The organism is Pantoea sp. B9002 (assembly GCF_013385945.1).
Classification (GTDB): Bacteria; Pseudomonadota; Gammaproteobacteria; order Enterobacterales; family Enterobacteriaceae; genus Pantoea.
The window spans coordinates 141,693-168,580 of the sequence record NZ_JACAPA010000009.1; the positions used below are offsets into that span (position 1 = coordinate 141,693).

The following is a 26,888-nucleotide window of genomic DNA, read 5'->3' on the forward strand; positions in this document are numbered from 1 at the left end:
TTCTGTTTTGAATCGCTAAATATTCTCTGCTTCTCCCAATGTTTTCGCAAAAGCGCAGGCGATTGTCAAAGTAAAACATCCAAATTCAGTACAAGATGCCAGATAGAGTTCTGGGTTGCTGTTTTTAAATGAGAATTTTTATGCTGCTGCACCACTAATTGCCGAGCATTGCCCCCTTTTGGCGCAACGGGCGTGCAGAATTTGCACTCATCGTCTACGCCGCTCGCAGTGATTGTTAACAAAATTGCTGAAGCCTTTTTTTGCGGCGTTAATTTCCCTACAATCAAAAACTATGTTGTCAGAAAAAAATTGAGGAACGCATGAGTACGGCCAAACACAGTAAGCTGCTCATTCTGGGCTCCGGCCCTGCCGGTTATACTGCTGCGGTATATGCAGCGCGCGCTAACCTGAATCCGGTGTTAATTACCGGGCTGGAGAAAGGAGGTCAGCTCACCACCACCACTGAAGTGGAGAACTGGCCAGGCGATGCAAACGATCTGACCGGTCCAGCGTTGATGGAACGCATGCAGGAGCATGCCGAGAAATTCAACACCGAGATCATTTTTGACCACATTCATACCGTCGATTTGCAGAACCGTCCGTTCCGTCTGGTCGGCGACAGCGGTGAATACACTGCTGATGCGTTGATCATCGCCACTGGTGCATCGGCGCGTTATCTCGGCCTGCCATCAGAAGAAGCGTTCAAAGGCAAAGGCGTATCTGCTTGTGCGACCTGCGACGGCTTCTTCTACCGCAATCAGAAAGTTGCCGTGATTGGTGGGGGCAACACCGCCGTTGAGGAAGCGCTTTATCTGGCTAACATTGCTGCGGAAGTGCATCTGATTCACCGTCGCGATAGCTTCCGCGCCGAGAAAATCCTCATCGACCGTTTGATGGAAAAAGTGCGCAATGGCAACATCGTGCTGCACACTGACCGCACGCTGGACGAAGTCGTTGGCGATCAAATGGGCGTGACGGGCTTGAAACTGCTGTCTACCAAAGGTGAAGCGGCTGAATCACTGGACGTTGCTGGCTTGTTTGTCGCCATCGGCCACAGTCCAAATACCGCAATTTTTGATGGTCAGCTGGATTTGGAGAATGGCTACATCAAAGTGCAGTCTGGTCTGCACGGTAACGCCACGCAAACCAGCATCCCAGGCGTGTTCGCTGCCGGCGATGTGATGGATCATATTTATCGTCAGGCCATTACCTCTGCCGGTACCGGCTGTATGGCTGCGTTGGATGCGGAACGCTTCCTCGATGGACTGGTTAAAAACGATAAGTAAGTTGTTAATAACCTGATCATAATCGCTAAAAGGCGGCCAGTTTTGGTCGCCTTTTTTGTTACCTGCGTGCTACAGTTCACGCGCCCGATATTGCTGGGTTTTCATCCGGGATTCACATCTCTTTTGAGTTACCAAACGGCATCGCATGAACAAATCACGGCAACAAGAACTTCTCCGCTGGCTTCGTCAGCAACGTCATCACGGTGCGCGCAACTTGCGTGCGGCTTCGCTGTTGGGTTTTGCTGGCGCATTGGTCATTATCGCCCAAGCCTGGTTACTGGCTTCGCTGCTGCAAAATCTGCTTGTCGCGCAGCAGCCGCGCGCATCGCTGCTCACCGATTTTCTGTTGCTGCTGCTGTGCTTTGTTTTACGCGCCGGATTGCATTATGCCCGTGAAATGGCAGGACATCGCGCTGGCGTTGCCATTCGCCGTGCGCTGCGTCAGCAAGTTCTGGATCGACTCAATGCGCTCGGTCCCGCCTGGATTCAGGGTAAGCCAGCAGGCACTTGGGCTACGCTGCTGCTCGAACAAATCGAAGAGATGCAGGAATACTACGCGCGCTATCTACCTCAGATGTCGCTGGCACTCTTTATTCCGTTAGCCATTTTGATCGCCATTTTCCCGATTAACTGGGCGGCAGGATTGATTCTGCTGGTCACCGCGCCGCTGATTCCCCTGTTTATGGCGATGGTTGGCATGGGCGCTGCAGATGCCAACCGCCGCAATTTTGTTGCTCTCGCCCGGCTAAGCGGTGATTTTTACGATCGTCTGCGTGGACGTGAAACGCTGCGCCTGTTCTATCGCGGCGCTGCAGAGAAAGAAGCGATTGCCGCCAGCACCAGCGATTTTCGTCAACGCACCATGGAAGTGTTGCGCCTGGCGTTTCTCTCTTCCGCCGTACTGGAGTTTTTTGCCTCACTGGCGATTGCCGTTGTCGCGGTCTATTTCGGTTTCTCATATCTCGGCGAACTGAATTTTGGTCATTACAGCACCGGGGTAACGCTGTTTGCCGGTTTCCTGGCACTCATTCTGGCGCCTGAATTTTTCCAGCCGTTGCGCGACTTAGGCACCTTTTATCACGCCAAAGCGCAAGCGATTGGCGGAGCTGATGCGCTGGACCAGTTTCTACGTGAAAGTCCCGATCCAAACGAAGAGCACGCTTCTCGCGAGCTTTCCCTTGCTGCGCCGCTGCATATTCAGGCGCAGAATTTGGTGGTAATGACCGCTGGAGGTGAAGCGCTGTCTCAATCGCTCACTTTCACTCTCGATGCCGGTAAACGTGTGGCGTTGGTAGGACAAAGCGGCGCAGGTAAAACCGCGCTGATGAACGTCTTGCTGGGCTTCTTGCCTTATCAAGGTTCACTGCAGGTTAATGGGCAGGAGCTGCGTGATATCAGCCGCGATAGCTGGCAACAATATATTGCATGGGTTGGCCAAAATCCCCATTTACCCGCGCAAACGCTACGCGAAAACCTGCTGCTTAATAGCCGCATCGATGACGCTACGCTCATGTCGGTTCTGCAGCGCGCGGGCGTCGATGAGTTTTTAGATCGTCTGCCGCAAGGATTAGATACCCTTTTAGGCGATGGCGGCGTTGGTCTTTCCGTCGGTCAGGCGCAGCGCATTGCCGTGGCGCGAGCCCTGCTTAAACCTGCTCAATTACTTCTGCTTGATGAGCCCGGTTCTGGGCTTGATAGCCAAAGTGAGCAACATGTCATCAGCGCACTGCAGCAGGCAGCTACCCAGCAAACCACGCTAATGATTACGCACCAACTTAACGATCTCGCGAGTTGGGATGAAGTGTGGGTGATGCAGGCGGGGCAACTGGTGCAACAAGGTCATTGGCAGCAGCTGATTGAACAAGATGGCCCCCTGCGCGAAATGGCGCAGCATCGTCGAAAGGAGATCGCATAATGAACGCTTTATTGCCTTTCCTGCGCCTGTTTAGCCGTCATCCATGGCGTTTAGGGCTTGGCATTATTCTCGCCATCATCACCTTGCTTGCCAGTGTTGGATTGCTGACCTTATCCGGCTGGTTCCTTGCCGCCTCTTCGCTGGCGGGCGTAGCGGGACTTTACACGTTCAACTATATGTTGCCCGCAGCCGGCGTGCGTGGCGCGGCGATCACGCGCACGGCTGCGCGTTATTTTGAGCGTCTGGTGAGCCACGATGCCACCTTCCGCGTGCTGCAACATTTGCGTGTGTTCACCTTTAGCAAACTCATCGCACTATCGCCGGAACAGTTGGCTCGTTTTCGTCAGGGCGAGTTGCTCAACCGTTTTGTCAGTGACGTGGATACACTCGATCATCTCTACCTGCGAGTGATCTCGCCGTTAATCGGTGCAGCAGTGGTGATTGTGGTGGTCACCTGCGGTTTGGCGCTACTGGATGTACCGTTAGCTTTGCTGCTCGGCGGCATTATGCTAATGACGCTGTTGCTCATGCCGCCGCTGTTCTGGCGGCTTGGCACCTCAGCCGGACACCAAATCGCCCAGCATCAGGCCAGCTGGCGCATGCAATTGACGCACTGGATTACGGGCTTGTCTGAGCTGAAGATTTATGGTGCAGCGCAACGGTGGCGCGACCAACTTGATAGCGAAGAACATCAATGGCAACAGGCGCAACGCAGACAACATCGCCTGCAGGCGCTGGCGCAAAGTCTGCTGCTGGTCATCAGCGGCGCGACGGTTACGCTGTTGTTATGGATTTCCGCGAATGGCGTGGGTGGAAACAGCTCGCCGGGCGCATTTATCGCGCTGTTTGTGTTCTGCGGACTGGCGGCGTTTGAAGCGCTGGCCCCGGTTGCCGGTGCGTTTCTGCCACTGTCGCAGGTGACCAGCGCCGCTAAGCGGGTACAGGAAATCATTGAACAGCCCGCCGTAATCCGTTTTCCCAAGGCAAAAATCAGTAGCCCATCAGGTATCAGCCTGAAAATAGAAAACGTCAGCTTCAGCTATCCGCAGCGACCCGAAGCGGTTTTGCAGCATTTCTCTCTATCGTTAAATGCAGGTGAGCATCTGGCGCTGCTCGGTCCAACCGGCTGCGGCAAATCCAGTCTGCTGGCGCTGATTACCCGCGGTTGGGAAGCGCAACAGGGTTCGATTAGCCTCAACGATAGCGATCTCGCCGCCTGGGATGAAGCTTCGTTGCGTAGCCGCATTAGCGTGGTAACACAGCGCGTGCATCTGTTCAGCCAAACACTGCGCGACAATCTGCTGCTGGCAAAACCGGACGCCAGCGATGAGCAATTGGTAGATGCGTTAAATAAGGTAGGTCTGGCCCATCTCGTCGAACACAATGAAGGATTGAATGCGTGGATGGGCGATGGCGGTCGACCATTGTCCGGCGGCGAACTGCGTCGTCTGGCAATAGCGCGCGCCCTGCTGCACGATGGCGATTTGTGGCTGCTGGATGAACCCACCGAAGGTTTGGATGCCAGCACCGAGCAGCAGATTCTGACGTTATTGCAACACGTCACCCGCGGCAAAACGCTGATTATGGTGACGCATCGCTTAAGCGGTTTAGACGCCATGGACCGCATTTGCGTTATGGATCAGGGTCAGATTATCGAATCCGGTTCGCACGCCGAATTAATCTCAAAAGCAGGCCGCTACTGGCGTTTCCATCAGCGCTTTACGCTATAGTCTTAGCCAACGGCCCTGAGTGTGATTGATGCAATGAGACTGATACAGCTTTCACGAGATTCATTAAATTTTCCACCACCGGAAATGGCGCTGCGCGAGCCCAATGGATTATTGGCGATGGGCGGCGATCTCTCTCCTGCCCGCCTGATGAATGCTTATCAGCGTGGCATTTTTCCGTGGTTTTCTCCGGGCGATCCGATTCTTTGGTGGTCGCCGGATCCCCGCGCGGTCATGCTGCCAGAATCTTTCCATCTCAGCCGCAGTATGGCGCGCTTCCATAAGCGCTCACCGTATCGCGTCACCATGAATCATGCGTTTCCGCAGGTGCTGGAAGGCTGTGCCAGCGGCCGGCAGGAAGGGACGTGGATCACTTTTGAAGTGAAACGTGCGTGGTTGCGGTTGTACGAACTGGGCCATGCACATTCGATTGAAGTCTGGTGCGATCAGCAACTGGTCGGCGGAATGTATGGCCTGGCGCTGGGGCAAATTTTTTGCGGTGAATCGATGTTTAGCCGTCAGGAAAATGCCTCGAAAACCGCGCTCTGGGTGTTCGCGCAACATTTTCGGGCGCATCAGGGCCGGCTGATTGATTGTCAGGTGCTGAATCCGCATACCGCTTCCCTCGGTGCGGTGGAAATTCCCCGCGTCGATTATCTGCAGTACGTGCAAACGCTGGCGTGGCAACCGGTTTCCGAGAGTTGCTGGCACACACAAACCCTTTTTTGACATCGGTCACCGATGTTTTGCACACAATTCCCGACAAAAGTGATACAATAAGCGAGTTTGGTATGTCGTCCGCGCTTCGCTGTGGCGAGCCGGAATTGCCAGGTTGGGAATCTCACACATTTCCCGAAGCTGTTTTGATTGTGCAACTGATGCCGATTGCTACAGATTCTTAGCCCGCTAATCCCCCGCAGACGTCAAAAAACACCCTAATTTATCCGTACTGCACGCGCAACGGCGCGACGCACGGCGAAGCGTTGGCAAAATCATCAACGGTTCTTTACATAAATCATGGAATTCGGCATTATCTTGCCGGTTCAACAGTTTGGTAGTACACCCAGAGGATTCGATGGCCAAAGAAGACAATATTGAAATGCAAGGTACCGTACTGGATACGTTACCGAACACCATGTTCCGCGTAGAGCTTGAAAACGGGCACGTGGTTACCGCTCATATCTCCGGTAAAATGCGCAAAAACTATATCCGCATCCTGACGGGCGACAAAGTGACTGTCGAGTTGACCCCGTACGACCTGAGCAAAGGCCGCATTGTCTTCCGTAGTCGCTAAGTAGATATTTATATCTCGCGCTGATTGCACAAACTTAGCGCAAAAAAAAGGCCGGATTCGCATCCGGCCTTTTTCATATCTGCATTCCGCTTAGTGCACTGTACCTTCGGTTTTACGTTTTTCCGCACTCAGGAAGTGGTAAGTAAGCTGGTTTTTATCTTTATCCAGCGCTACTGATACCGATCCACCATCAACCAGCGAACCAAACAGCAGTTCATTCGCCAAAGGTTTCTTCAGATTTTCCTGTACGGCACGTGCCATCGGACGCGCACCCATCGCTTTGTCGTAGCCTTTATCAGCCAGCCAATCGCGCGCATCATCGCTCACTTCCAACGATACGCCCTTCGCATCCAGCTGAGCCTGCAACTCGACGATAAATTTATCCACTACCTGATGAATCACTTCCTGAGACAGGTGACGGAACCAGATAATGTTGTCGAGACGGTTACGGAACTCTGGAGTAAAGATCTTTTTGATCTCTTCCATCGCGTCGGTACTGTTGTCCTGATGAATCAGGCCAATCGACTTACGCTCAGTCTCACGCACACCGGCGTTGGTGGTCATCACCAGCACCACATTGCGGAAGTCTGCTTTACGGCCGTTGTTATCGGTCAGCATACCGTTGTCCATCACCTGCAGCAGCAGGTTGAAGACATCCGGGTGCGCTTTCTCGATTTCATCCAGCAGCACCACAGCGTGCGGATGTTTAATTACCGCATCAGTCAGCAAACCGCCCTGATCGAAACCAACGTAGCCCGGAGGCGCACCAATCAAACGGCTAACGGTGTGACGTTCCATATACTCGGACATATCAAAACGCAGCAGCTCGATACCCAGCGCTTTTGCCAGCTGGACGGTAACTTCTGTTTTACCGACACCGGTTGGGCCCGCAAACAGGAAGGAACCGACCGGTTTACGATCCTGGCCCAAACCTGCACGGCTCATTTTGATCGCTTCTGTCAGTGCTTCAATCGCATTGTCCTGACCAAACACCAGCATCTTCAGACGGTCACCGAGATTCTTCAGCGTATCGCGGTCGGTAGCTGACACACTCTGCTCTGGAATACGCGCAATACGCGCCACCACGGTTTCGATATCCGAAACATTGACGGTTTTTTTGCGCTTGCTGACCGGCACCAGACGCGCACGCGCACCGGCTTCATCGATCACGTCAATGGCCTTATCAGGCAGGTGACGATCGTTGATGTATTTCACCGCCAGCTCCACCGCCGCACGAACCGCTTTCGCGGTGTAACGCACATCGTGGTGCGCTTCGTACTTCGGTTTCAAGCCGTTTAGGATCTGTACGGTCTCTTCCACAGAAGGTTCGGTAATATCGATTTTCTGGAAACGACGCGCCAGCGCACGGTCCTTCTCGAAGATATTGCTGAATTCCTGATAGGTGGTTGAACCCATCACGCGGATTTTACCGCTGGAGAGCAATGGCTTAATCAGGTTTGCCGCATCCACCTGACCGCCAGATGCCGCACCGGCTCCGATGATGGTGTGGATTTCATCGATAAACAGGATGCTGTTGCTGTCCTGCTCCAGCTGTTTCAACAGCGCTTTGAAGCGTTTTTCAAAATCACCGCGGTATTTGGTACCCGCCAGCAGCGAACCGATGTCGAGCGAGTAAATGGTGCACTCTTTCATCACTTCCGGTACGTCGCCCTGCACAATGCGCCAGGCAAGTCCTTCAGCAATCGCGGTTTTACCCACGCCCGATTCCCCCACCAGCAGCGGGTTATTTTTACGACGACGGCATAACACCTGAACGGTACGTTCCAGCTCTTTATCGCGGCCGATCAGCGGATCGATTCCGCCGACACGAGCAAGCTGATTAAGATTGGTGGTGAAGTTTTCCATACGATCCTCCCCGCCTGCTTGCTCTTCGTTAACCGGATTCTCCGCATTGTTCTGCGGCTGGCCGGGTTCGTCTTTACGCGTACCATGGGAGATGAAGTTCACCACATCGAGACGGCTCACTTCGTGTTTGCGCAGCAGATAAGCCGCTTGCGACTCCTGCTCGCTGAAAATCGCGACCAGCACGTTCGCGCCTGCGACTTCGCTGCGACCGGAGGACTGGACGTGGAATACCGCGCGCTGCAGCACACGCTGGAAGCTGAGCGTAGGTTGGGTATCGCGCTCCTCTTCACTGGCAGGCAGCACCGGCGTGGTTTGTTCGATGAAGGCTTCGAGTTCCTGACGCAGAGCCACGATATCCACCGAACAGGCTTCCAGTGCCTCTCTGGCCGACGGGTTACTGAGCAATGCCAGCAACAGATGCTCGACGGTCATAAACTCATGACGGTGCTCGCGCGCTCTGGCGAAAGCCATGTTTAAACTGAGTTCCAGTTCTTGATTGAGCATTTGGCACCTCCCCCAATTATCGCTCTGACAACCTATCTCCTATATGGAGATGGCTTCAGGCTTTTTCTAGCGTACACAGCAACGGATGTTCATTATCTCGTGCGTAATTGTTCACCTGGGCTACTTTGGTCTCCGCCACTTCTGCAGTGAATACACCACAGATTGCTTTTCCATGGTAGTGAACTTTCAACATCAGCTGCGTTGCACGTTCAATATCATAAGAAAAGAACTTTTGCAGAACGTCAATAACAAATTCCATAGGTGTATAATCGTCATTGTTCAGAATGACTTTATACATTGAAGGCGGCTTTAACCCTTCGCGTACTTTATCTTCGGCTAGATGTTCAAAATTAAGCCAGTCGTTTGTGTTTGCCATAATGTTCCGTCGAAATTCTGCGTTACGGTTGTGCACATCTCTGCGCCCATTCCTAAAGTTTAACATGCCTGTCAAGCCGGTTTTCAGTTGATAAAAACTGGCCCTAAAAGCACATGCGCGACCTGTATCACAAAATTTGCAATAGCGTTAACTGCCTCAAATTTTGATGAATTTATCCCCGTCCGCCAGGGCCGTTTGCTTGACGATAAGGTCCGTTTCTCTACATTCTACTAACACAAGCTGATTGAGTTTTAAACAAACTCGACTCACAGCTTCAATGACCTCACCTACTTATCAAAATGTCTTGCGAGGGAAGTAAAAGCATGGAGACGGGTACAGTAAAATGGTTCAACAACGCCAAAGGCTTCGGGTTTATCTGTCCGATTAGCGGCGGCGACGATATCTTCGCACACTACTCCACGATTCAGATGGAGGGATACAGAACGCTGAAAGCTGGCCAGCAGGTTCAGTTTGATGTCCATGAAGGACCAAAAGGCAATCATGCCAGCCTGATTGTGCCCTGTGAAGCCACGCAAGCCGCGGTCGCTTAACGCGCATGCTGTTTCACGTATTCTGACCACTCCCGAAAAAAAATGCCAGCCGCAGACGCTGGCATTTTTATTTGGCGCATCTCACCCTTTCGTCAATCCGCCCGGCCGCGAGCCAACCACATCACGCGCGCAAACAGCTGATCCAGCAACGGCGGAATCGCCTGTGGCCCGCGTTCAGCCGCAGCCATCGCGACGGCAATCGCCAGCTCAGGTTTCGAGCTGTGCTGAATGGCTTTACTAATAATACGCCGCGTATTCATCGGCGCGTTTAACGGCAGGTGCGCCGTCTGGTGATAAACATCGCTGAAACCCTGCTTATAGAGAAAATGTTCGATATCCGGTGCTGGAAACTGCGTGAGATGATCGCTTTCCCGTGCCGCCGACGGCAGTTGGCTGCGAGCAGTAGCCGCATATTTGCTGCCAGCCTGGTCGCCGTCGGTCAGCACATGCCAGGCGATGCCCATGCGTTGGGCAAACTTCAGCAGCGGTTTCAAACCCGATTGCGCAAACTCAATCACTTTCACCCCTTCCGCCGCGAAGTGATAGCCACGCTGCCGCGCCAGTTCATTGATAATCCACACTTCGGTCTCGCCTTCCACCAGCAGCCAGCAGCGGGCAAACAGCGCCGAAGGACGATTCACGCGGATGTGGAAGCCGATACGGCGACTCTCTTCAGCACTTAAACCTTCGGGCCCAATACGCCATGCCGCCACGCGCGCGGGTTCACGCACCAGCCGACACATATTTTCCAGCGGCACCTGCGATAGCAATTCGCCCGAGTTGGTGGTGGCGATTTTTTGCAGCGGCATCAGTTCCAGTAAATTCCACGCCACCGACAGCATAATGGGATGCAGCCGCGTCTCCGGATCTTCCACCAGCAGCAGCGGATGCGCGCCCGCCGGCAGCGGTTCGTTGCCGTGCGCCTGAATCAACAGCGAGAACATGCGCAGCAGAATCACCTGACGACTGCGTGATTCGGTGCCGGCAATCAGGTGATTAAGTTTATCCAGCGATCGCCAGCCTTCGCTGCCATCGCGAACTTCCGGTGCCACGCGCGGCGCGCTGCTGCCTGACTGCTGCACCAGAAAATAGTGTTCCAGCAGCTGCTGCATGGTATGCAATCCCTGGCGCAGCAGATCGTCACTCAGCGTTTGCGGACGCACCACCAAATCGCGCGTCAGCTTTTCCACTTCCTGCGCCAATGCCGTCAGGGTCGTCGCGCGGCGTTCCGCATCGCTGTCAGCATGGCGGTTACGACGGCCAAAACGCGCATCGCGTAAACGCAATACCGGATAATAAGCGCGCAGATGAGCCAGCGCCGCGTCGGTGCCTGCAATCGGCAACACATCGTTATGCTGATCGATGAAACGCCAGCTGGTTTTTACGCCCTGATCCTGACGTTTAGCGCGGGTGCTGAAACGGATATAGCGGCCATGCTCATCGTGCTGCCAAAAGGGCTGAAACAACGCGCTCTCATCATCGCTCTGTGCACGAAAACGAAATACCAGCTGCAACTGGCGCATGCGGGCGTCAATGTCGCCGGGCGGGAAGTGAAAGTCGTGTTCGGTAAATTGATAAGGCTCGGCGGCGGGCGCCAGCAACAGCGTCAATGCATCGAGCAGGCTCGATTTCCCCCAGGCATTTTCCCCAATCAGCACATTGGTGCTGGTCAACGGCAATGACAGCCGATTAATGCCGCGAAAACCGTGAATATCGATATGTTCCAGAATCATCATACATTCCATCCGCTGCTTTGCCTGAGCATGGTCCGCCACGCTGCGTTGGTCAAGTCAGCGCCGGGGGAAAAGGTTTACACTTCAACCGTTTTTCGCTAGCGTGGCAGCCCGCAAATCATGGATAGAAACCTCACATGTACGGATTGATTATCTTCCTTTTGCCGCTAATTCTTGGCTATCTGTTGCCACTGCGCCACACCACGCTGTTGCAGGCGGTTGCCCGCACGCTGAGCGCGCTGGTCTACATCATTTTGTTCTTTATGGGCACCAGCCTGGCGTTTCTCGATAACCTGAGCAGCAATTTGCTGGCCATTTTCCACATCGCGCTGGTGAGCATGCTGAGCATTCTTGCCTGCTCGCTGCTGGCGCTGTGGCTGCTGGAGCGACGCTGGCCGTGGCGTCATCAGCACAAGCCACAAGCGCTGCCGTCGCGTCTGCATATGGCGCTGGAGTCGCTCAAGCTGTGCGGTTCGGTGCTGGCGGGCTTTCTGCTCGGTTTGAGTCAATGGGCGCCACTGCGTCACGCCTCGACCATCAGTGAATACGCCTTAATGTTGATGCTATTGCTGGTCGGTATTCAGCTGCGCAGCAGCGGCATGACGCTGCGTCAAATCACCATCAACCGGCGCGGCATGCTGGTGGCGCTGGTATCGCTGTGCAGTGCGCTGGTGGGCGGCGTGATCGCCGCGCTGCTGCTGGATCTGCCAATCAAAACCGGCCTGGCGTTAGCCAGCGGTTTCGGCTGGTATTCACTTTCCGGCATTCTGATGAGCGAATCGTTCGGCCCGGTGATAGGCAGCGCCGCCTTCTTCAACGACCTGCTGCGTGAGCTGATCACCATTATGCTGATTCCGCTGCTGATCACGCGTCAACGCAGCATGACGCTGGGCTTGAGCGGCGCGACCTCGATGGATTTCACGCTGCCAATCCTGCAACGCACCGGCGGCATGGAGATCGTGCCCGCTGCGATTGTTCACGGTTTTATTATGAGTTTGCTGGCGCCAATCCTTATCGCCCTGTTCTCGGCATAGTTTTAATCGATACGCAGATAAATCTGCGTATCGTTAATTGGCTGATCATTAGCTATTAACAGGCATCAATCTGAGCCGTAAAGAAAAATTTTATCTTAAAGTGTCATATTAAAATTATCTACTTTCAGAAAAAGTTTACAAAAAAACAAGAACCGTCAGATAGACAAGCTCAAAAAAAACCAAAAAGGCCATTTAACCTCTCACTTTTTTATTTTTTATAAAAAACTTTCGAAAACAATCAGAAACAACATATGAAAAGAAGCCAATAATTTTTTAAGCCAAAACTCACAAATTAAAAACATTATTGATTTAACAAACAAATAAAATTACTTTCCAGCCAAAGGAACTTCTATTCATAAAAAACTGGATAAAAATTCATATGACGATGACAAGTAAAGGATTATATCCCTCTCGTGTTTTTGACACTGACTATGACACCATTAGTCAATTTTATGGTCGTGATTTAGGTGGAAAGGATTTTTTTACCTGGAAGCATTTTAAAGACACCGATCATTTAACTTCCCCAATAAAGCGTGTATATCGTCATCAAAGCGATCATGTCACTCAGGGAATCATCATTTCCACTATCTACTCTTTTACTTATAACTTACAACATCGAACGGTCAACATTATTGGCGATCTCGGTATTGATGACGCAGTAAAATCCACCAGCCTAATTAAAAGTTTGCTATTAGCTGGGCACCAACAAAACACCGATATTGTCATTTGTTACTCTGACGACCGAAAAATAGCCATTTATAAAAAAATTTTTGACAAATACACGGCGACGACAAATTACATTACGCCTTATGCTGACACTCTTTTACAACCGGCAAGATCCTCTACATTATTTGAGGAGATCAGCGCTGAAAAAATTTCAGACATATCATTCTATAACAATTTAGGTCGAAAAAAGGACCTTAATTATTTTTATTATCTGCAGCAACATCCACTCTATCAACGATTTCACTTCATCAAATATAAAGACTTTTATTGCGTTTTCGGATTAACCAAGGATTATGCAGAGATACTTGAACTCTCCCATACGTGTGATGAGATATTCTTTTGGGCAATACAGACCAGTCAATATTTTCATATCCGTTGCAAAGTCTTACTACCAAAATCACGATTCGAAAAATTAACCGCTAAAACACCAAAAATAATAAACAAGAAAGACTTCAATTTATTACTCTCTTCCAATAAAGGTAAAGAACTGGACTTTGACCCTGCACACACATGGATAAGCCGTTTAGAACGCCGTTAATTCCCATATCCAATCAGGAAGGAAAATTATGCACTCAATCCCTTTAAGCCCTTATTCACTGATTTTCTGGCATGATTATCAGTTAAATCCTGCTAGCAGTGAGTACAACATTTCATTTACGCAACACATTCAGGGTGATTTCAATGTAAATCATTTCCTGAAAAGTATGCGCCGTTTTTTGAACGACCATCCTCTTTTTAATAGCTACATTAATATCGATAAAGATGAACCAGTGTGGCAAGAGATAAATCCTGACATAAAGATAACAACCTATAACGATAGCGAAGAGTTATCTAATTTAATAAAATCTCCTTTTACTCTCACCTCAGGTCCACTCTATCGAATCCTGCTGCAAAAAACCGATGATAAAAATCACATACTGACATTGGTTTTTCATCATATTATTTTAGATGGAAATCAATTTAAAAATATTATTAATAGAATAAGCGAATACTATAACAACCCTAATTCTATATGTAATGGCAACTGGCAAACCATCGCTGAAAAATATGGCGAGCTTCGTCATCATGCTGAAAAACTGGACAACGAAAAAACTCAGTTTTTCTGGCAAAATTTAGCATCCAATGAAAATGAAAGTTTCATTTTGCCATTTGTGAATGAGCAGCAAAATCATCATGCCGAACCCGGCACTATTTCTGAAGTTCGTTTCACTCTCAGTAAACAAAACTGGAGCGAAATATCCCGTTTTACTTATCGCCCCTTTACGCTCTTTTCTCAGGTTTGGGCTACCTTACTGGCGCGCTGCGCGGGACAGAATGACGTCACCCTTTTCTATCCACTGGCGATTCGCAAGGCAGCCGATATACAACTCGGCGCGCAGATTAATACCAGTTTGATGCTGGTGAAACTGCAAGATACCTGCACACTTAATCATCTCTGCCAGCAAGCTGAAGGCATTATTCGACACAAAGAACAACCCGTTGATTGCTTCGTCAATGAGTTGCCTACCCACAAAATTTTGCAATATAGCGGCTGTCGTGATCTACAGCTTGCTTTTGCCCAGACTGACTTGCGTACCACGCCTTTCACATTTAACCAATGCTCCGTCACGCCGCTGCACGATTATTATTGTGATTTAGGCGGTATCAATTTATCGCTGGAGTATGAAGAGACTTCCGATGGCTGGTTATTCCGTTTGCGCTATCGCAACGGGATTTTTATCGACCAGCAAGTAAGCCGATGCGCAGAATATTTTAAACACCTGTTGGCGAACGCACTGGCTGCCCCTGATGTGCCACTCTTAACGTTGCCATTATTAACAAAGCAGGATATTGCTCAGCTATTACCGCCTACTGCTACAATACCGAATAGAAATACTTCGTCTCTGGTAACCCAATTTAAACACATCGCTCGACAATATCCAGGAGGTATTGCACTTAGCTATCGTGGAAGCTATCTGACTTATTGCCAACTGGATCAATTATCCTGCCGATTAGCAGAAGACTTGAGTGCAGCATTGCTGAATCCGGTTAAACCTCAGCCGATTGCTATTTATTGCGATAAAGGCCCGGAATTTATTATTGCAATTATTGCGATTCTAAAGGCGGGACATATTTATATGCCGATCGCCGTTGAAGCAGCCAATGAAAGAACCTGTTATCAACTGGAACACAGCGCCAGCCCATTAATGCTGGTGACTTCCGCTTTCGATAAGCAAGCCGCAGCGTTGGTTGCCATGATGAAAGCACCACCAGCAACGATCACTATTGATCTGCCCTCATTGCAAAATAAACACGTGAGTGAACCACTGGCCTCGCCGACTCATTCTGAAGCCGCGATTATTTTTACCTCGGGCACCACCGGCAATCCTAAAGGTGTATTGATTGAACAATCCGCCATTATTGAACTGGTCACCGACACCAATTATCTACAACTGACGCATCAGGACAGCAGTCTTTTCCTCGCCAGCCCAATTTTCGATGTCGCCACACTCGAAATTTGGGGCGCGTTGCTCAATGGTGGAAAGTTAGTGATTCCACAAAGTACTCAAACATTATCCAGTGATGTCACTGCCTTTCGCCAGTTGATTCATGACGAAGGCATTACCTTCATCTGCGTTACGCGCACGCTGTTTGATACCCTCTATTTACTGGATAAAAACCTGTTCAATCCGCTCAAATATTTGATGGTGGGTGGCGAAGGACTTACCGTCGCCATTATGCGTGAATTAAGTTCACGTCCTCAGCGACCGGAAAAGATCCTTAACGGTTACGGTCCAACCGAATGCACCACGATGAGTTCGTGGTACGAAATTCCACGAAATTTTGCCATGAATACTGTTCCCATTGGCAAAGCAACTACAGGACGCGAACTTTATATTTTAAATAATCATTTGCAAGTGCAACCGGAAGGCGCATCGGGGGAACTCTATATCGGTGGAAGAGGTCTGGCACGAGGCTATATTAATAATCCAGAACAAACGGCAAGCAGCTTTATCACCAATCCTTTCCGACCAGGCCGCCTTTACAAAACGGGCGATCAGGTGAAGCAAATGCCAGATGGCAATCTGCTGTTTTGTGGTCGCAAAGATGGTCAGATCAAAATTCGCGGGCATCGCGTCGAGTTAAGCGAAATTGAGAACGCACTCAATAATTGTTCAGCGATTCAACAATCCGCCGTAATTGCATTACCAAAATCTGAAGGTGGACAGCTTGCCGCCTGGTTTGTCGTTAAGGCCGGTGAAATCATAACGCCACAGCAGTTAAAGCAAGAATTATCCGCCAAACTGCCGGGCTATATGGTCCCGCGTTTCTTTACACCGATACAGGCAATCCCTCTAACCTTAAGCGGAAAACTGGACTATCGCGCACTGGGTAAACCTGCGCGTGAAATATGTGTTGAAGAGGAAACAACAGCCTCACCCGTCGCGTCACACGTGCTGCACCTCGCCAGAACACTTCTTCACGACACCACGATCTTGCTGCAGGACCATTTCTATCGCGCGGGTGGCGATTCGATTCAGGCAATTCAACTGATTGCCGGCCTACGTGAGGCGGGATATAACGCGAATTTAAGCGATTTGGACCATCATGCCACCTTGGCTGAGTTCGCACAGCATCTCACACGACGTGAAATGACCAAACACGCTAAAGCACCGCAGCCTGAAGGTCACTATTATCCCGTTACACCATTACAGGCGGGCCTGCTCACCTGGAGTCTGATGCATCCCGACGATGATGCTTATTTTATCCAGCAGGTAATGGATTATGGTTGTGAATTGGATTTGCCCCACTACTTCGCGGCCTGGGATTTAGTGCGTAAACGTTATCCCGCGCTGCGCACCCAATTTGACTGGCAGCACGGCACTTTCCGCCAGCAGGTATTGCCCTGGCAACCTCAGGGCAACCAGGGAATGCAGCTCATCGATATTTCGCAGTACAGCGCGGATGAGCAACAGCAACAGCTGAAGTGGTTTTTGCAGCAACAACGTTCCCAGCCCATCGATCTTAAAAGACCAGGAACTCTAAGTCTGACTCTGCTTAAGCTGGCAGACGATCACTATCAACTGATCAAAAGTGAGCATCATGCGCTCTCTGATGGCTGGAGCTGCAACAACATCTGGCAACAACTGCATAGCTATTATGACCGTTTGATGGCTGGCGAGCAGCCTGAGGTGGAACCCGAGACCGCCTGGCTGACATCACTGTGCTGGCTGCAAGAACATAATGCGCAGAGCCACGCATTCTGGCAGCAGCAGGCGTTGACGTTCAACACGCCAAACAACATCGGTTGGCTGCTCGATAAACCCCATCAACATTCAGATTTCCTGCAGGTTAAACAAGCACAAGCGTTCGAAATTACGCTGGATAGCGATGCGGTGCAGACACTTAAACAGAGCTGTCAGAAAGCAGGCACCACGCTGAATGTGTTGTTGCAATTTGCCTGGCATAAGCTGATGCAAATATACACTAACGATACGCAAACCCTGGTTGGTACCGTGTTATCAGGCAGGAATTTGCCAATTGATGGCATTACAGAGAGCGCCGGTATGTTTATCAATACCTTACCTCTGGCGGTCAACTGGCAGGAGGGTGAAAGCGTAAGACAACAGCTACAGCAGATTCATCAAACGATTGTCGCCATGAATCAACATCATGCTTATGCCTTATCTGATTTGCAGTCTGGGCAACAACGTCTATTTCAAAGCATGGTGGTATTTGAAAACTATCCGGAATCTCGTAGTACCGATGGCATTAGCATGCATGCTCAATCACTGGCCATTGAAGGAAAGCCCGATTATCCACTGATGCTATTGGCGTTTCTGCGCAATGAGCAGTTAACACTCTCGTTAGATTACGATGCCGCATTAATGAGCGAAACGCGCGCTGCGCAGTTGGTTAACCATGTGGCGAGTTTAATGGCGATGGCAAGTGCACATCCCGAACAACCGCACGACGCATTGTCGCTTGGCGTGACATTGGGGCCGATGGAAGAGCCCTCACCGACGCAGTCACAGGGACTCATTTCTCGTTTTGAAGAGATGGTGAGTCGCTATCCAGCTCACCCCGCGATTATCTGGCAGCAACAATCCATCACCTATCAGCAACTCAATACCGCAGCTAACGCGTTGGCACAGCAATTGTTTCGACGCATCTCAACTGAAGAGCCGGTCATCATTTTGATGGAGAAACAGCCGCAGTGGCTGGTGGCGATGTTGGCCATCCTGAAAGCTGGCGGCAGCTATTTACCGATTGCCATTGATACCCCACCAGCGCGCGTACACCTTATTGCACAGGATGCAGGCGTACGTCAGGTGATCACCAGTCAGAGCCATGCGCATCATGTCTCAACCTTGTTTGCGACAGAGGCCGATATCAATATCACGTGTTTAGCTGAGTCATTAACAGGCAATACACAAATCATGTCGCCGCCGCAAAGAGAGACGGCTCTGGCTGGAGCCATTCTTTATACTTCCGGTACCAGCGGCAAACCCAAAGGGGTAATCATTGAGCAAGCGGCATTAGTGGCGCTGGTGGTTGAGGCTGATTACATCCGTATTAATCCAGATGATCGCTTTATCTTTCTCGCCAATCCGGCGTTTGATGCCGCCAGTTTTGAAATATGGGGCGCCTTACTCAACGGCGCCAGTCTGGTCATACCTGAAGATTCCATGGCGTTAATAAGCGATGCCAACCGGCTGAAAACGCTAATGCAGCAGCAACCAGTCAGCATTATGTGGCTGACGCGCTCATTATTTGATGCGCTCTATCTGGCGGATAATCAGCTATTCAATCAGTTGCGTTATCTGCTGGTGGGAGGTGAAGCGCTGACTCCGGCGATCATGAAACAGCTGGCAGCACAACCTTTACGGCCTGAGCACATTCTTAACGGTTACGGTCCAACTGAATGCACCACTTTCACCACTGTCTATGCCGTTCCATCGGATGAGCAACACGCAACCATTCCGTTGGGTAAAGCGATTAATGGTCGTCACTTATGGATTATGGATAGTCATGGTCAGCCAGTACCTGAGGGCGCACCTGGCGAGCTTTATGTCGGTGGCCTCGGCGTTGCCCGCTGTTATCTCAACCAACCGGAGCAGAGTGAGCTGCGCTTTATCGTCCATCCACAACTGAAATGCCGCTTATACCGCACCGGCGATCGTGTACGGCAACTGGCAGATGGCAATCTCGACTATCTGGGCCGTATTGATAATCAGGTTAAAATCCGCGGTTTCCGCATAGAGCCAGATGAAGTCGCGATGGCGCTACTCAACCTGCCCGGGATTCAGCAATCGGCCGTCACAGTATGGCAAGCGGGCACGCAAAAACAGCTCGCCGCCTGGCTGGTGCTCGCAAAGGATAGCGTGCTGGATATTGCCTCACTGCGCCAGCTACTCGAGGAGCGCTTACCGGAATATATGATCCCGGCGAGTTTTAATCTGCTTAATCACCTGCCGTTAACGGCGAATGGCAAACTGGATGAAAAAGCGCTACCAACACCGGCAACCTCCCTCAATCACCAATATTGTGCTCCACGTGATGCCTTTGAGCAGGGTCTTTGCGCCGCCTGGCAGAAAGTACTGAATCTTGATGAGGTCGGCATCCACGATAACTTCTTCCGTATCGGTGGCGATTCAATTCAAAGCATTTTGCTCGTCACTGAACTACGCAAAGCCGGTTACAGCCTCGACGCAGGCGAGATAAATCGTTCACCTACCGTGGCTAAAATGGCACAGACTCTGCAGCGACAAGTGGAACAGATTACGCAAGAGCAGCAGGCGATCAGCGGGGCATGTCCTCTATTACCGGTACAGCAGTGGTTCTTTGATCAGAATTTCGTGCAGCCCCATCACTGGAATCAGGCATTTATGGTGCGTCTGCCTGACGGACTCAGCGCGACACAACTCCAGTCAGCGCTGCAGCAACTTGCCCAGCAGCATGACATGCTACGCACTCACTATCGCAATGCGCCAGATGCGATTGAGCAATGGATTGAAGCGGGTGAAAAATTTACGTCGCCGATGCTAACTGAAATCGACGCGGCCTCTTACTCCGCAACGCAGCTAGAAGAACAGCTCACTGCCTTACAGGCGGGCTTAAACTATGAGCAAGGGCCGCTATGGCGTGCAGCCTTAATTCGCCGCCATCCAGGTGGTCACGACCGCCTGTGGTTCGCTTTCCACCATTTAATTATTGATGCCGTTTCCTGGCGTATTCTCAGCCAGGACTTGCAACAACTAATAGAACAAGGTCCGTTAGCTTATAAGTCCACCAGCTACCGCCGCTGGGCGCTCGCGCAGCAGGAGTATCTGCAGCAGCATCCCGATGATGTGCTGTGGTGGCAGCGGGTAATGGCGACATCAGATGCCGATTCGGCCTTTAAATCCGTAGCTGCAGCGCAAAGCCTAACGATCAACTTTAGCGCCAAACAAACTCAGCAACTGCTGCGCGATGCCGGTCAGGCATGGAATACCAACATCAACGACTTACTGTTGGCCGCGCTGGCGCAGGCGCTATCCCAGATTAGCGGTCGCATGCAGCATTGCATTACATTGGAAGGACACGGTCGTGAGCCGTGGGATGAACAAATCGATCTGTCGCAAACCGTCGGCTGGTTCACTACCCTGTTCCCCGTGAACTTGCAGGTTCAAACCGATACTGCCGCAACCATTGTCGCGACCAAAGAGATGCTGCGTCAGATTCCGGCTAAAGGAATGGGCTACGGCATTGCACATCAGCAGGGTTTACTCGGTGAATTCGCCCTCCCTTCAATCGCATTTAACTATCTCGGTGTGCTCTCCAGCTCTCAAGAAACCTGGTCACTGGTGACCGAACACTGTGGCAAGACCGTCAATGGTGCCAATGTAAGCGCCTATGCCCTGACGCTGGACGGGGCGGTAAGCGGCGGACAGCTTAGGTTCTTTATCAATAGCCAGTTACCCGAACAACAAACCCAACAATTTGCCGCTGCGTTTGAGCAAGCGTTAGGCGAAGTTATTGCGCTGTGTTGTGAGAAAGCGCAGCAATTGCCACAACTTACCGCCAGCGATTATGGTCCGGTTGCACTCTCAGAAGCGAGGCTAACGCAACTGCAACAGCTGCATCCAACCTTGTCGGCGATTCTTCCGGCGACACCGCTGCAGCAAGGCATGATTTACCATACGCTGGCACATCCACAGGATGATGCTTATCGCGTTCAGCAGCTCATGCATTATGATTGCGCACTCAACATTACGCATTATCAGCAGGCATGGCAGCTGGCAGTAAAACATTTCCCCATCATGCGCACCGCGTTTCACTGGGAAGATGGCGCCATGCTACAACTGGTTATCGCTGATGCTGCTATCCCGGCTGAGAATCTACCGGTCATTGATCTGAGCGCCCTGCCATCCCACGAACAGCAAGCACAGTTATCCCAATTGCAGCAGCGAGATCGCCAGCAATCCTTCTCTCTGCATCAGCCCGCGGCGATTCGTTTGGCCTTGATCAAACATCATGAACAACGCTGGAGCGTGCTGAAAAGCCAGCATCACGCCATTTGCGACGGCTGGAGCGAGCCCTGCGTACTCAATGCCGTCCATGAATACTATGAAATGCTCCAGCGCGGCGAACAACCGCAGGTCGAGGAGCAAACCAGCTGGTTAGAAGCGCAACGCTATCTGTATCGCAACAAGCAGAAATACGTGCGCTACTGGCAGCAGGAGAAGGCTCGCCTATCCACCACCAATGATTTGCGCTGCCTCGCGCCAGAGCGTGCGTTGAACGCCACATCCGATAATTTTAGTGCGGCTTCACGCGGCCTTACGTTCAACAAGGCTGAAGTCGAACAGATGCGCGCCTGCATCACCCAGTTGGGCATTACGCTCAATACGCTGGTGCAATTCGCCTGGCACAAGTTGATTCAAATTTTTAGTCAGGATGAATACACCCAGGTCGGTACCGTGGTGGCCGGTCGTGACTTGCCGGTGGTAAATATCAACCAAAGCGTCGGGCCCTATATCAATACGCTACCGCTGGCGATTGAGTGGCCACAGGATGCATGCTGCGCGGAGGTGCTGCTGGCGATTCAACAAAAAATTGCCGAGTTAAACAGCCATAGCAACATCAGTCTGGTGGAACTGCAAACCGATGGGCAGGCGCTGTTCAACAGTTTAGTGGTATTTGAAAATTACCCAGCCGCAGCCCACAGCAGCGTTATCGCTAACGCCTGGCATATGGATGCCGCTTACGAAAAGCTCGACTATCCGCTGGCGTTACTGGCGTGGGAATCTCACGAAACGTTAACCCTGCAGCTCAAGTTTTTCACCGATTGGTTAAGTGATTCTCAGGCCGATGAACGCCTGCAGCAGTTGCGTCTGATCATCCAGCAGTGCGTACAAAATCCTGATCGCCTGCATGAAACCATTGAACTGCCTTGCAACATGGCGCAACCGGCAGCACAACCTCTCACTGGTTCAGCACCAACGCTGCTGATGCGTTTCCAGACGCTGGTGCAGCAGTATCCCGATCGCATCGCGCTCTCCTGCCACACAAGCAAACTCAGTTATGCCGAACTGGAGAACCGCAGCAACCAACTGGCGCGCCACATTCTGACGCGTTATGACGCCCTCAATGGCGGAACATTGCCGCCTGAAACGCCTATCGCTCTGCTGATGGATAAAGGCCATGATCTCATCATTAGCATGCTGGCGATTCTGAAAGCGGGAGGATGTTATGTCCCAATCTCAACCGAATATCCGGCAGAGCGCATTGCCTTTATTCTCGCTGAGACCGACACGCCAATGCTGTTGACCCATCAGCAGCATCAACATCATGTCGCGGGTATCGACCTGCCTTGCTTACTGCTCGACGAAGATTTCTCTACCTTAAGCGCAGCCGCTATTGCGATAAATCACGAGAGAAATTCCACTGGCGCCATCATCTTCACCTCCGGCACCACAGGTGTGCCAAAAGGGGTACCCATCACGCAGCAGGCGATGGTCGATTTAGTGGTGGATAATCCGTATATCGCAGTGGGTGCAGAAGATGCGCTGATGCTACTTTCCAGCCCGGTATTTGACGCGGCAACGTTTGAGATCTGGGGTGCACTGCTGAACGGTGCAAAGTTGGTGATTCCGCCATCAACACAAGAGCTGGCCAGTGATACCGCTCAGTTCAAAACCTTAATGCTGACAGAAGGTGTCAGCGTGATGTGGGTGACGCGATCGCTGTTTGACCTGCTTTATTTGCGCCAGCGCGATTTGTTCAATTCGCTGCGCTACCTGCTGGTGGGCGGTGAAGCCTTATCCGCAGATATTATGCGGCAGTTGGCCGCGCAACCGGAGCGCCCGCGCCATATTCTCAACGGCTATGGTCCCACCGAATGCACCACCTTTACCACCGTCTACGAGATCACCACTTCTGAAACCGGCACGTCGATTCCTATTGGTAAAGCCATTGCCGGACGTCAGCTGTACGTATTGAACCGATTGATGAAACCTGTGCCCGTGGGCGCACCGGGGGAGCTCTATGTCGGTGGCAGCGCGGTGTCTCGCGGTTACCTCAATCGACCAGACTTGACCGCTCGCCACTTTGTCGCCAATCCGTTTGGTGAAGGTACTCTGTATAAAACCGGTGACTGGGTGCGCTATCGTGCCGATGGTGAGCTGGAGTATCTGGGACGCAAAGACCAGCAGGTCAAAATTCGCGGTTTCCGCGTGGAGTTGGAAGAGATCGTCAGCGCACTTAAACAGCAACCGGGCGTTGAACATGCTGTGGTGTTGCTGCGTGAGTTGGACGGCCAGAAAAAAATCTGTGCATGGTGCGTGTTGTTGCCGGGACACGCCTTCTCACCGGACGATCTGATGAGCGCACTCGAACGCACCTTGCCCGACTACATGTTGCCAGCGGCAATAACGGTAATGGATAGCCTCCCTGTCACGGTTAACGGCAAGCTCGATAGCGCACGACTTCCTGCCCCCGTGCTGCAACTCAGCGACAATTACCGCGCACCGCGCACCGAACTGGAATCGACCATTGCCGCAGTGTGGCAACAGGTGCTTAGCAGTGAGCCCGTAAGCATTAACGCTAACTTCTTCCGCGTTGGCGGCGATTCGATCCAGAGTATTCTCGTCACCACCGAATTGCGTAAACGCGGTATTCACTGTTCTACGCGGGATATTTTCGCTGCAAAAACCATTGAACAACTGGCTCAGTTGATTGAGCTACGTCCTCAGCCACAGGCCGTCATCAGCGAGCAAGGTTGTCTGAGTGGTGAGTTCGCTCTGCTGCCAGTGCAACACTGGTTCAATAGTCTGAAAATGACTAACCCACATTGGTTCAATCAAGCCTTTACCCTGGCATTACCTGCGGATTTGCGCGCAGAGGATCTCCGTCACTACCTGCAAAAGCTGGTGGCTCATCACGACATGCTGCGCGCTCGCTTTACTTTTGACGGTGAGCAAATAATTAATCAGCGTTATCTCGCGCAGGAAGAAGCGCTGTCGTTTGCCACTTTTGATCGCGCAATGCTGACGCATCCACAACAGCTGGAGGAGAAATGCAGCGAATGGCAGCGCTATTTCACGCTGAATCACGATGCGCTTTATCGCTTCATTTATCTGTATGACAGCCGAGGCACTCAGCCACCAGCGCTGTTCTGCGCGTTCCATCATCTGATCATTGATGCGGTTTCATGGCGCATCGTCGCCAGTGATTTGCAGACGTTATATGAAGGCAACGCGCTGGAGAGCAAAGCCACCAGCTATCGTCAGTGGGTGCAGTGTACTAGCGATTATGCCGCACAGAACCTGGCGCAAGTGAACTACTGGCAGCAGCAAATAGCAGGACAACCTGACTATTGGCAGCAGGCTACTCGTCAAACTGCACGCCAGCAGATCACTCAGCGCCTGTCAGCCACGCTAACCGGTCGGTTGCTGCATAACGTACATCACGTCTATCACACCGAAGTGGGTGATTTTTTGCTCACTGCGTTAAGCCACGCACTTCAAAGCTGGCATGGGCAAGCGGCCTCTTACCTCACGCTGGAAGGGCACGGTCGGGAAAGCATTGCTGAACAGGCCGATGTCAGCCGCACGCTCGGCTGGTTCACCACGCTGTTCCCACTGTGCCTGCGCACCCATGCCGACGAAGTGCAAAGCCTGCGGAGCATCAAAGATCAATTGCGCGCCATTCCCACCAAAGGCTTCGGCTATGGCGCATTAAAATTCGCAGCAGCTGACACGCCGCCAATGTTAGAAAAACATGAACTGCCAGCCATTAGCTTCAACTATCTCGGCCAGATTAGTGGCGCGCAGCAGCAGCCATGGATGATTTTGCCCTATGGTCGTGGCGAGCAAAGCGCACCAGAAAATACCTCACATAACCTGCTTGATTTCGTTGTGAGTATTGAAGGAGATGAATTGCTGATTAACGTCAATTCTGGTCTACCAGCAGCAATCAACGCGCAGATTGTGGCCCGCTTCGCAGAGACACTGGAGACTCTCGTAGCGCATTGCCACCGCCACCAGCAAGCCGGCAATAGCTGGTTTAGCCCATCTGATTTCCCGGATTGCGATATCTCAATGGAGACGCTAGACAGCCTGCAGCAACGTACTGAGCTTGAAAATCTTTACCCTTCCACCGATACACAGCGCGAGTTGATCTATTTCAACCGCATCAATCCGGATTTCCAGATTGATCAGAACATCATTCGCATTGACGGTGACTTTAATCCGCAGGTGATGGCCGAAGCCTGGCAATACGCGGCACGACGTTACGATGTACTGCGAACCGGTTATATCGAAAGCCGTAATGGCAGACGCCCATTAGCCTTTGTCTGCAAACAGATCGCTTTCCCGGTGATCGTGGAAGACTGGTCTACGCGGGATGCCGAACAACTGCCCGCAGCGTTGCAGTTGCGCATGTTAGCTGAGCGCAACCGGCCTATGGCAATCGATCAACCAGGATTAATGAACGTGATTGTGGTACGCGTCAGTGCCAGCGAACACTACATGATCCAAACCTTCAACCATGTGCTGTTTGATGGTTGGTCACTGAATAATATCCTCTCCAGTCTGCTGGAGGATTATCAGCGGCGGTTACGCGGCGAGGCCGTTCATTTTACGCCACTCAGCTTTGCTGCGTTCCCGCAGTGGCTGCAAAAGTTTGACGTTGCGGCAGCGGATCGATTCTGGTCAGGCTATTTATCTGATGCGCCGATGAATCAGCGTTTAGCCTGTGATGATGTACCATCCATCGATCTGACGCGTGAAAAGCGCATGCGCAAGTTCGCGCATAGCCTAAGTCCCGATCAGACTGCCGCATTGCACCATTATGCGGCGCATACCGGCTTCACGCCGAACCAGATTACGCAACTGGCTTGGATGCAAGCGCTGGCGCAGATGCTGGAGTGCGATGATGTCGTTATTGGTACCACTATGAGCGAGCGTCCAGCGGATATTAATAACATCGCCCAATTGGTGGGGCTGTTTGTCGCCAGCCCGGTATTGCGTCTGCAGGCAATTCGTCAGCAGTCCGCGAGCACGCTGTTAGCTCAAATCGCAGACAGTCAGCCGGATCGGCAACAGTACGCTTTCCATGAACTGAATCATTACGACAGCGACTGGCAGCCCACGTCACCTTTTGGCAGTCTGTTTGTGTTTGAAAGCATGCCCAGTGCGCAGATTGGCGAGCTGCCGTTTACGTTGACGCCGCTGGATAACGTCAGCGGCAGCAATCATCAAACGGTGCTGTGCTTAATCCCGGAAGCCGATCAACTCCACCTGTCACTGTTTTACGATGCCGGCGAGTTGAGTGAGCAGACGATAAGCAGGCTATGTAACACCTTCATTCAGGCGATCACTCACATCGTGCAGTAATCCTTCCTCAAGCCCCG

Annotated in this window: 12 protein-coding genes; 9 read left to right on the forward strand and 3 right to left on the reverse strand. The window is 51.6% G+C overall.

The annotated features are described in order from the left end of the window. The first annotated feature begins 320 nt into the window (after window positions 1-320). From trxB to infA, 5 genes are all read left to right on the forward strand, one after another. A complete protein-coding gene (gene trxB / locus HX773_RS06470) occupies window positions 321-1,286 on the forward strand; it encodes a thioredoxin-disulfide reductase (protein ID WP_061717155.1) in 966 nt (321 codons plus the stop codon). Window positions 1,287-1,431: 145 nt separating this feature from the next. Further along, window positions 1,432-3,201 (forward strand): cysteine/glutathione ABC transporter permease/ATP-binding protein CydD, encoded by a 1,770-nt coding sequence (gene cydD / locus HX773_RS06475; RefSeq protein WP_176970886.1) that lies wholly within the window; start codon window positions 1,432-1,434, stop codon window positions 3,199-3,201. Continuing rightward, window positions 3,201-4,931, forward strand: a complete 1,731-nt coding sequence (gene cydC / locus HX773_RS06480) for a cysteine/glutathione ABC transporter ATP-binding protein/permease CydC (RefSeq protein WP_176970887.1) — start codon at window positions 3,201-3,203, stop codon at window positions 4,929-4,931. The genes cydD and cydC overlap by 1 nt, the downstream gene beginning before the upstream one ends. A gap of 33 nt (window positions 4,932-4,964) precedes the next feature. After that, entirely contained in the window at window positions 4,965-5,657 is a 693-nt protein-coding gene (gene aat, locus HX773_RS06485) for a leucyl/phenylalanyl-tRNA--protein transferase (RefSeq protein WP_176970888.1), read from the forward strand. A 346-nt stretch (window positions 5,658-6,003) separates the two neighbouring features. Further along, the gene (gene infA / locus HX773_RS06490; RefSeq protein WP_002211347.1) at window positions 6,004-6,222 is read left to right on the forward strand and encodes a translation initiation factor IF-1; all 219 of its coding nucleotides are present in this window, start codon (window positions 6,004-6,006) and stop codon (window positions 6,220-6,222) included. 90 nt (window positions 6,223-6,312) lie between these two features. Here infA and clpA read toward each other — a convergent pair whose 3' ends face one another. Both clpA and clpS read right to left on the reverse strand, forming a co-directional pair. Then, window positions 6,313-8,592 (reverse strand): ATP-dependent Clp protease ATP-binding subunit ClpA, encoded by a 2,280-nt coding sequence (gene clpA, locus HX773_RS06495; RefSeq protein WP_008102430.1) that lies wholly within the window; start codon window positions 8,590-8,592, stop codon window positions 6,313-6,315. A 55-nt stretch (window positions 8,593-8,647) separates the two neighbouring features. Then, complete coding sequence (clpS, locus tag HX773_RS06500; protein WP_007887621.1) at window positions 8,648-8,968, reverse strand: ATP-dependent Clp protease adapter ClpS; 321 nt, start codon at window positions 8,966-8,968, stop codon at window positions 8,648-8,650. Window positions 8,969-9,291: 323 nt separating this feature from the next. Here clpS and cspD point away from each other — a divergent pair, with 323 nt between their 5' ends. Continuing rightward, the gene (cspD, locus tag HX773_RS06505; protein WP_007887624.1) at window positions 9,292-9,519 is read left to right on the forward strand and encodes a cold shock-like protein CspD; all 228 of its coding nucleotides are present in this window, start codon (window positions 9,292-9,294) and stop codon (window positions 9,517-9,519) included. Between the two features lie 92 nt (window positions 9,520-9,611). On the opposite strand, the gene HX773_RS06510 is transcribed toward cspD, so the two are convergent. Then, complete coding sequence (locus tag HX773_RS06510; RefSeq protein ID WP_176971011.1) at window positions 9,612-11,252, reverse strand: ATP-dependent endonuclease; 1,641 nt, start codon at window positions 11,250-11,252, stop codon at window positions 9,612-9,614. Between the two features lie 137 nt (window positions 11,253-11,389). Between HX773_RS06510 and HX773_RS06515 the strand changes: the two genes are divergently transcribed. The 3 genes from HX773_RS06515 (at window position 11,390) to HX773_RS06525 (ending at window position 26,871) form a co-directional block, all read left to right on the forward strand. Continuing rightward, a complete protein-coding gene (locus HX773_RS06515) occupies window positions 11,390-12,286 on the forward strand; it encodes a lysine exporter LysO family protein (protein ID WP_176970889.1) in 897 nt (298 codons plus the stop codon). 379 nt (window positions 12,287-12,665) lie between these two features. Then, window positions 12,666-13,550, forward strand: a complete 885-nt coding sequence (locus HX773_RS06520; protein ID WP_176970890.1) for a hypothetical protein — start codon at window positions 12,666-12,668, stop codon at window positions 13,548-13,550. A 28-nt stretch (window positions 13,551-13,578) separates the two neighbouring features. After that, entirely contained in the window at window positions 13,579-26,871 is a 13,293-nt protein-coding gene (locus tag HX773_RS06525; RefSeq protein WP_176970891.1) for a non-ribosomal peptide synthetase, read from the forward strand. Window positions 26,872-26,888: the final 17 nt, after the last annotated feature.

What these genes read in the sequence shown, in the direction of transcription:
- trxB (WP_061717155.1), top strand. Translation starts at nt 321, where the DNA reads ATGAGTACGGCCAAACACAGTAAGCTGCTCATTCTGGGCTCCGGCCCT.
- cydD (WP_176970886.1), top strand. Translation starts at nt 1,432, where the DNA reads ATGAACAAATCACGGCAACAAGAACTTCTCCGCTGGCTTCGTCAGCAA.
- cydC (WP_176970887.1), top strand. Translation starts at nt 3,201, where the DNA reads ATGAACGCTTTATTGCCTTTCCTGCGCCTGTTTAGCCGTCATCCATGG.
- aat (WP_176970888.1), top strand. Translation starts at nt 4,965, where the DNA reads ATGAGACTGATACAGCTTTCACGAGATTCATTAAATTTTCCACCACCG.
- infA (WP_002211347.1), top strand. Translation starts at nt 6,004, where the DNA reads ATGGCCAAAGAAGACAATATTGAAATGCAAGGTACCGTACTGGATACG.
- clpA (WP_008102430.1), bottom strand. Translation starts at nt 8,592, where the DNA reads ATGCTCAATCAAGAACTGGAACTCAGTTTAAACATGGCTTTCGCCAGA.
- clpS (WP_007887621.1), bottom strand. Translation starts at nt 8,968, where the DNA reads ATGGCAAACACAAACGACTGGCTTAATTTTGAACATCTAGCCGAAGAT.
- cspD (WP_007887624.1), top strand. Translation starts at nt 9,292, where the DNA reads ATGGAGACGGGTACAGTAAAATGGTTCAACAACGCCAAAGGCTTCGGG.
- HX773_RS06510 (WP_176971011.1), bottom strand. Translation starts at nt 11,252, where the DNA reads ATGATTCTGGAACATATCGATATTCACGGTTTTCGCGGCATTAATCGG.
- HX773_RS06515 (WP_176970889.1), top strand. Translation starts at nt 11,390, where the DNA reads ATGTACGGATTGATTATCTTCCTTTTGCCGCTAATTCTTGGCTATCTG.
- HX773_RS06520 (WP_176970890.1), top strand. Translation starts at nt 12,666, where the DNA reads ATGACGATGACAAGTAAAGGATTATATCCCTCTCGTGTTTTTGACACT.
- HX773_RS06525 (WP_176970891.1), top strand. Translation starts at nt 13,579, where the DNA reads ATGCACTCAATCCCTTTAAGCCCTTATTCACTGATTTTCTGGCATGAT.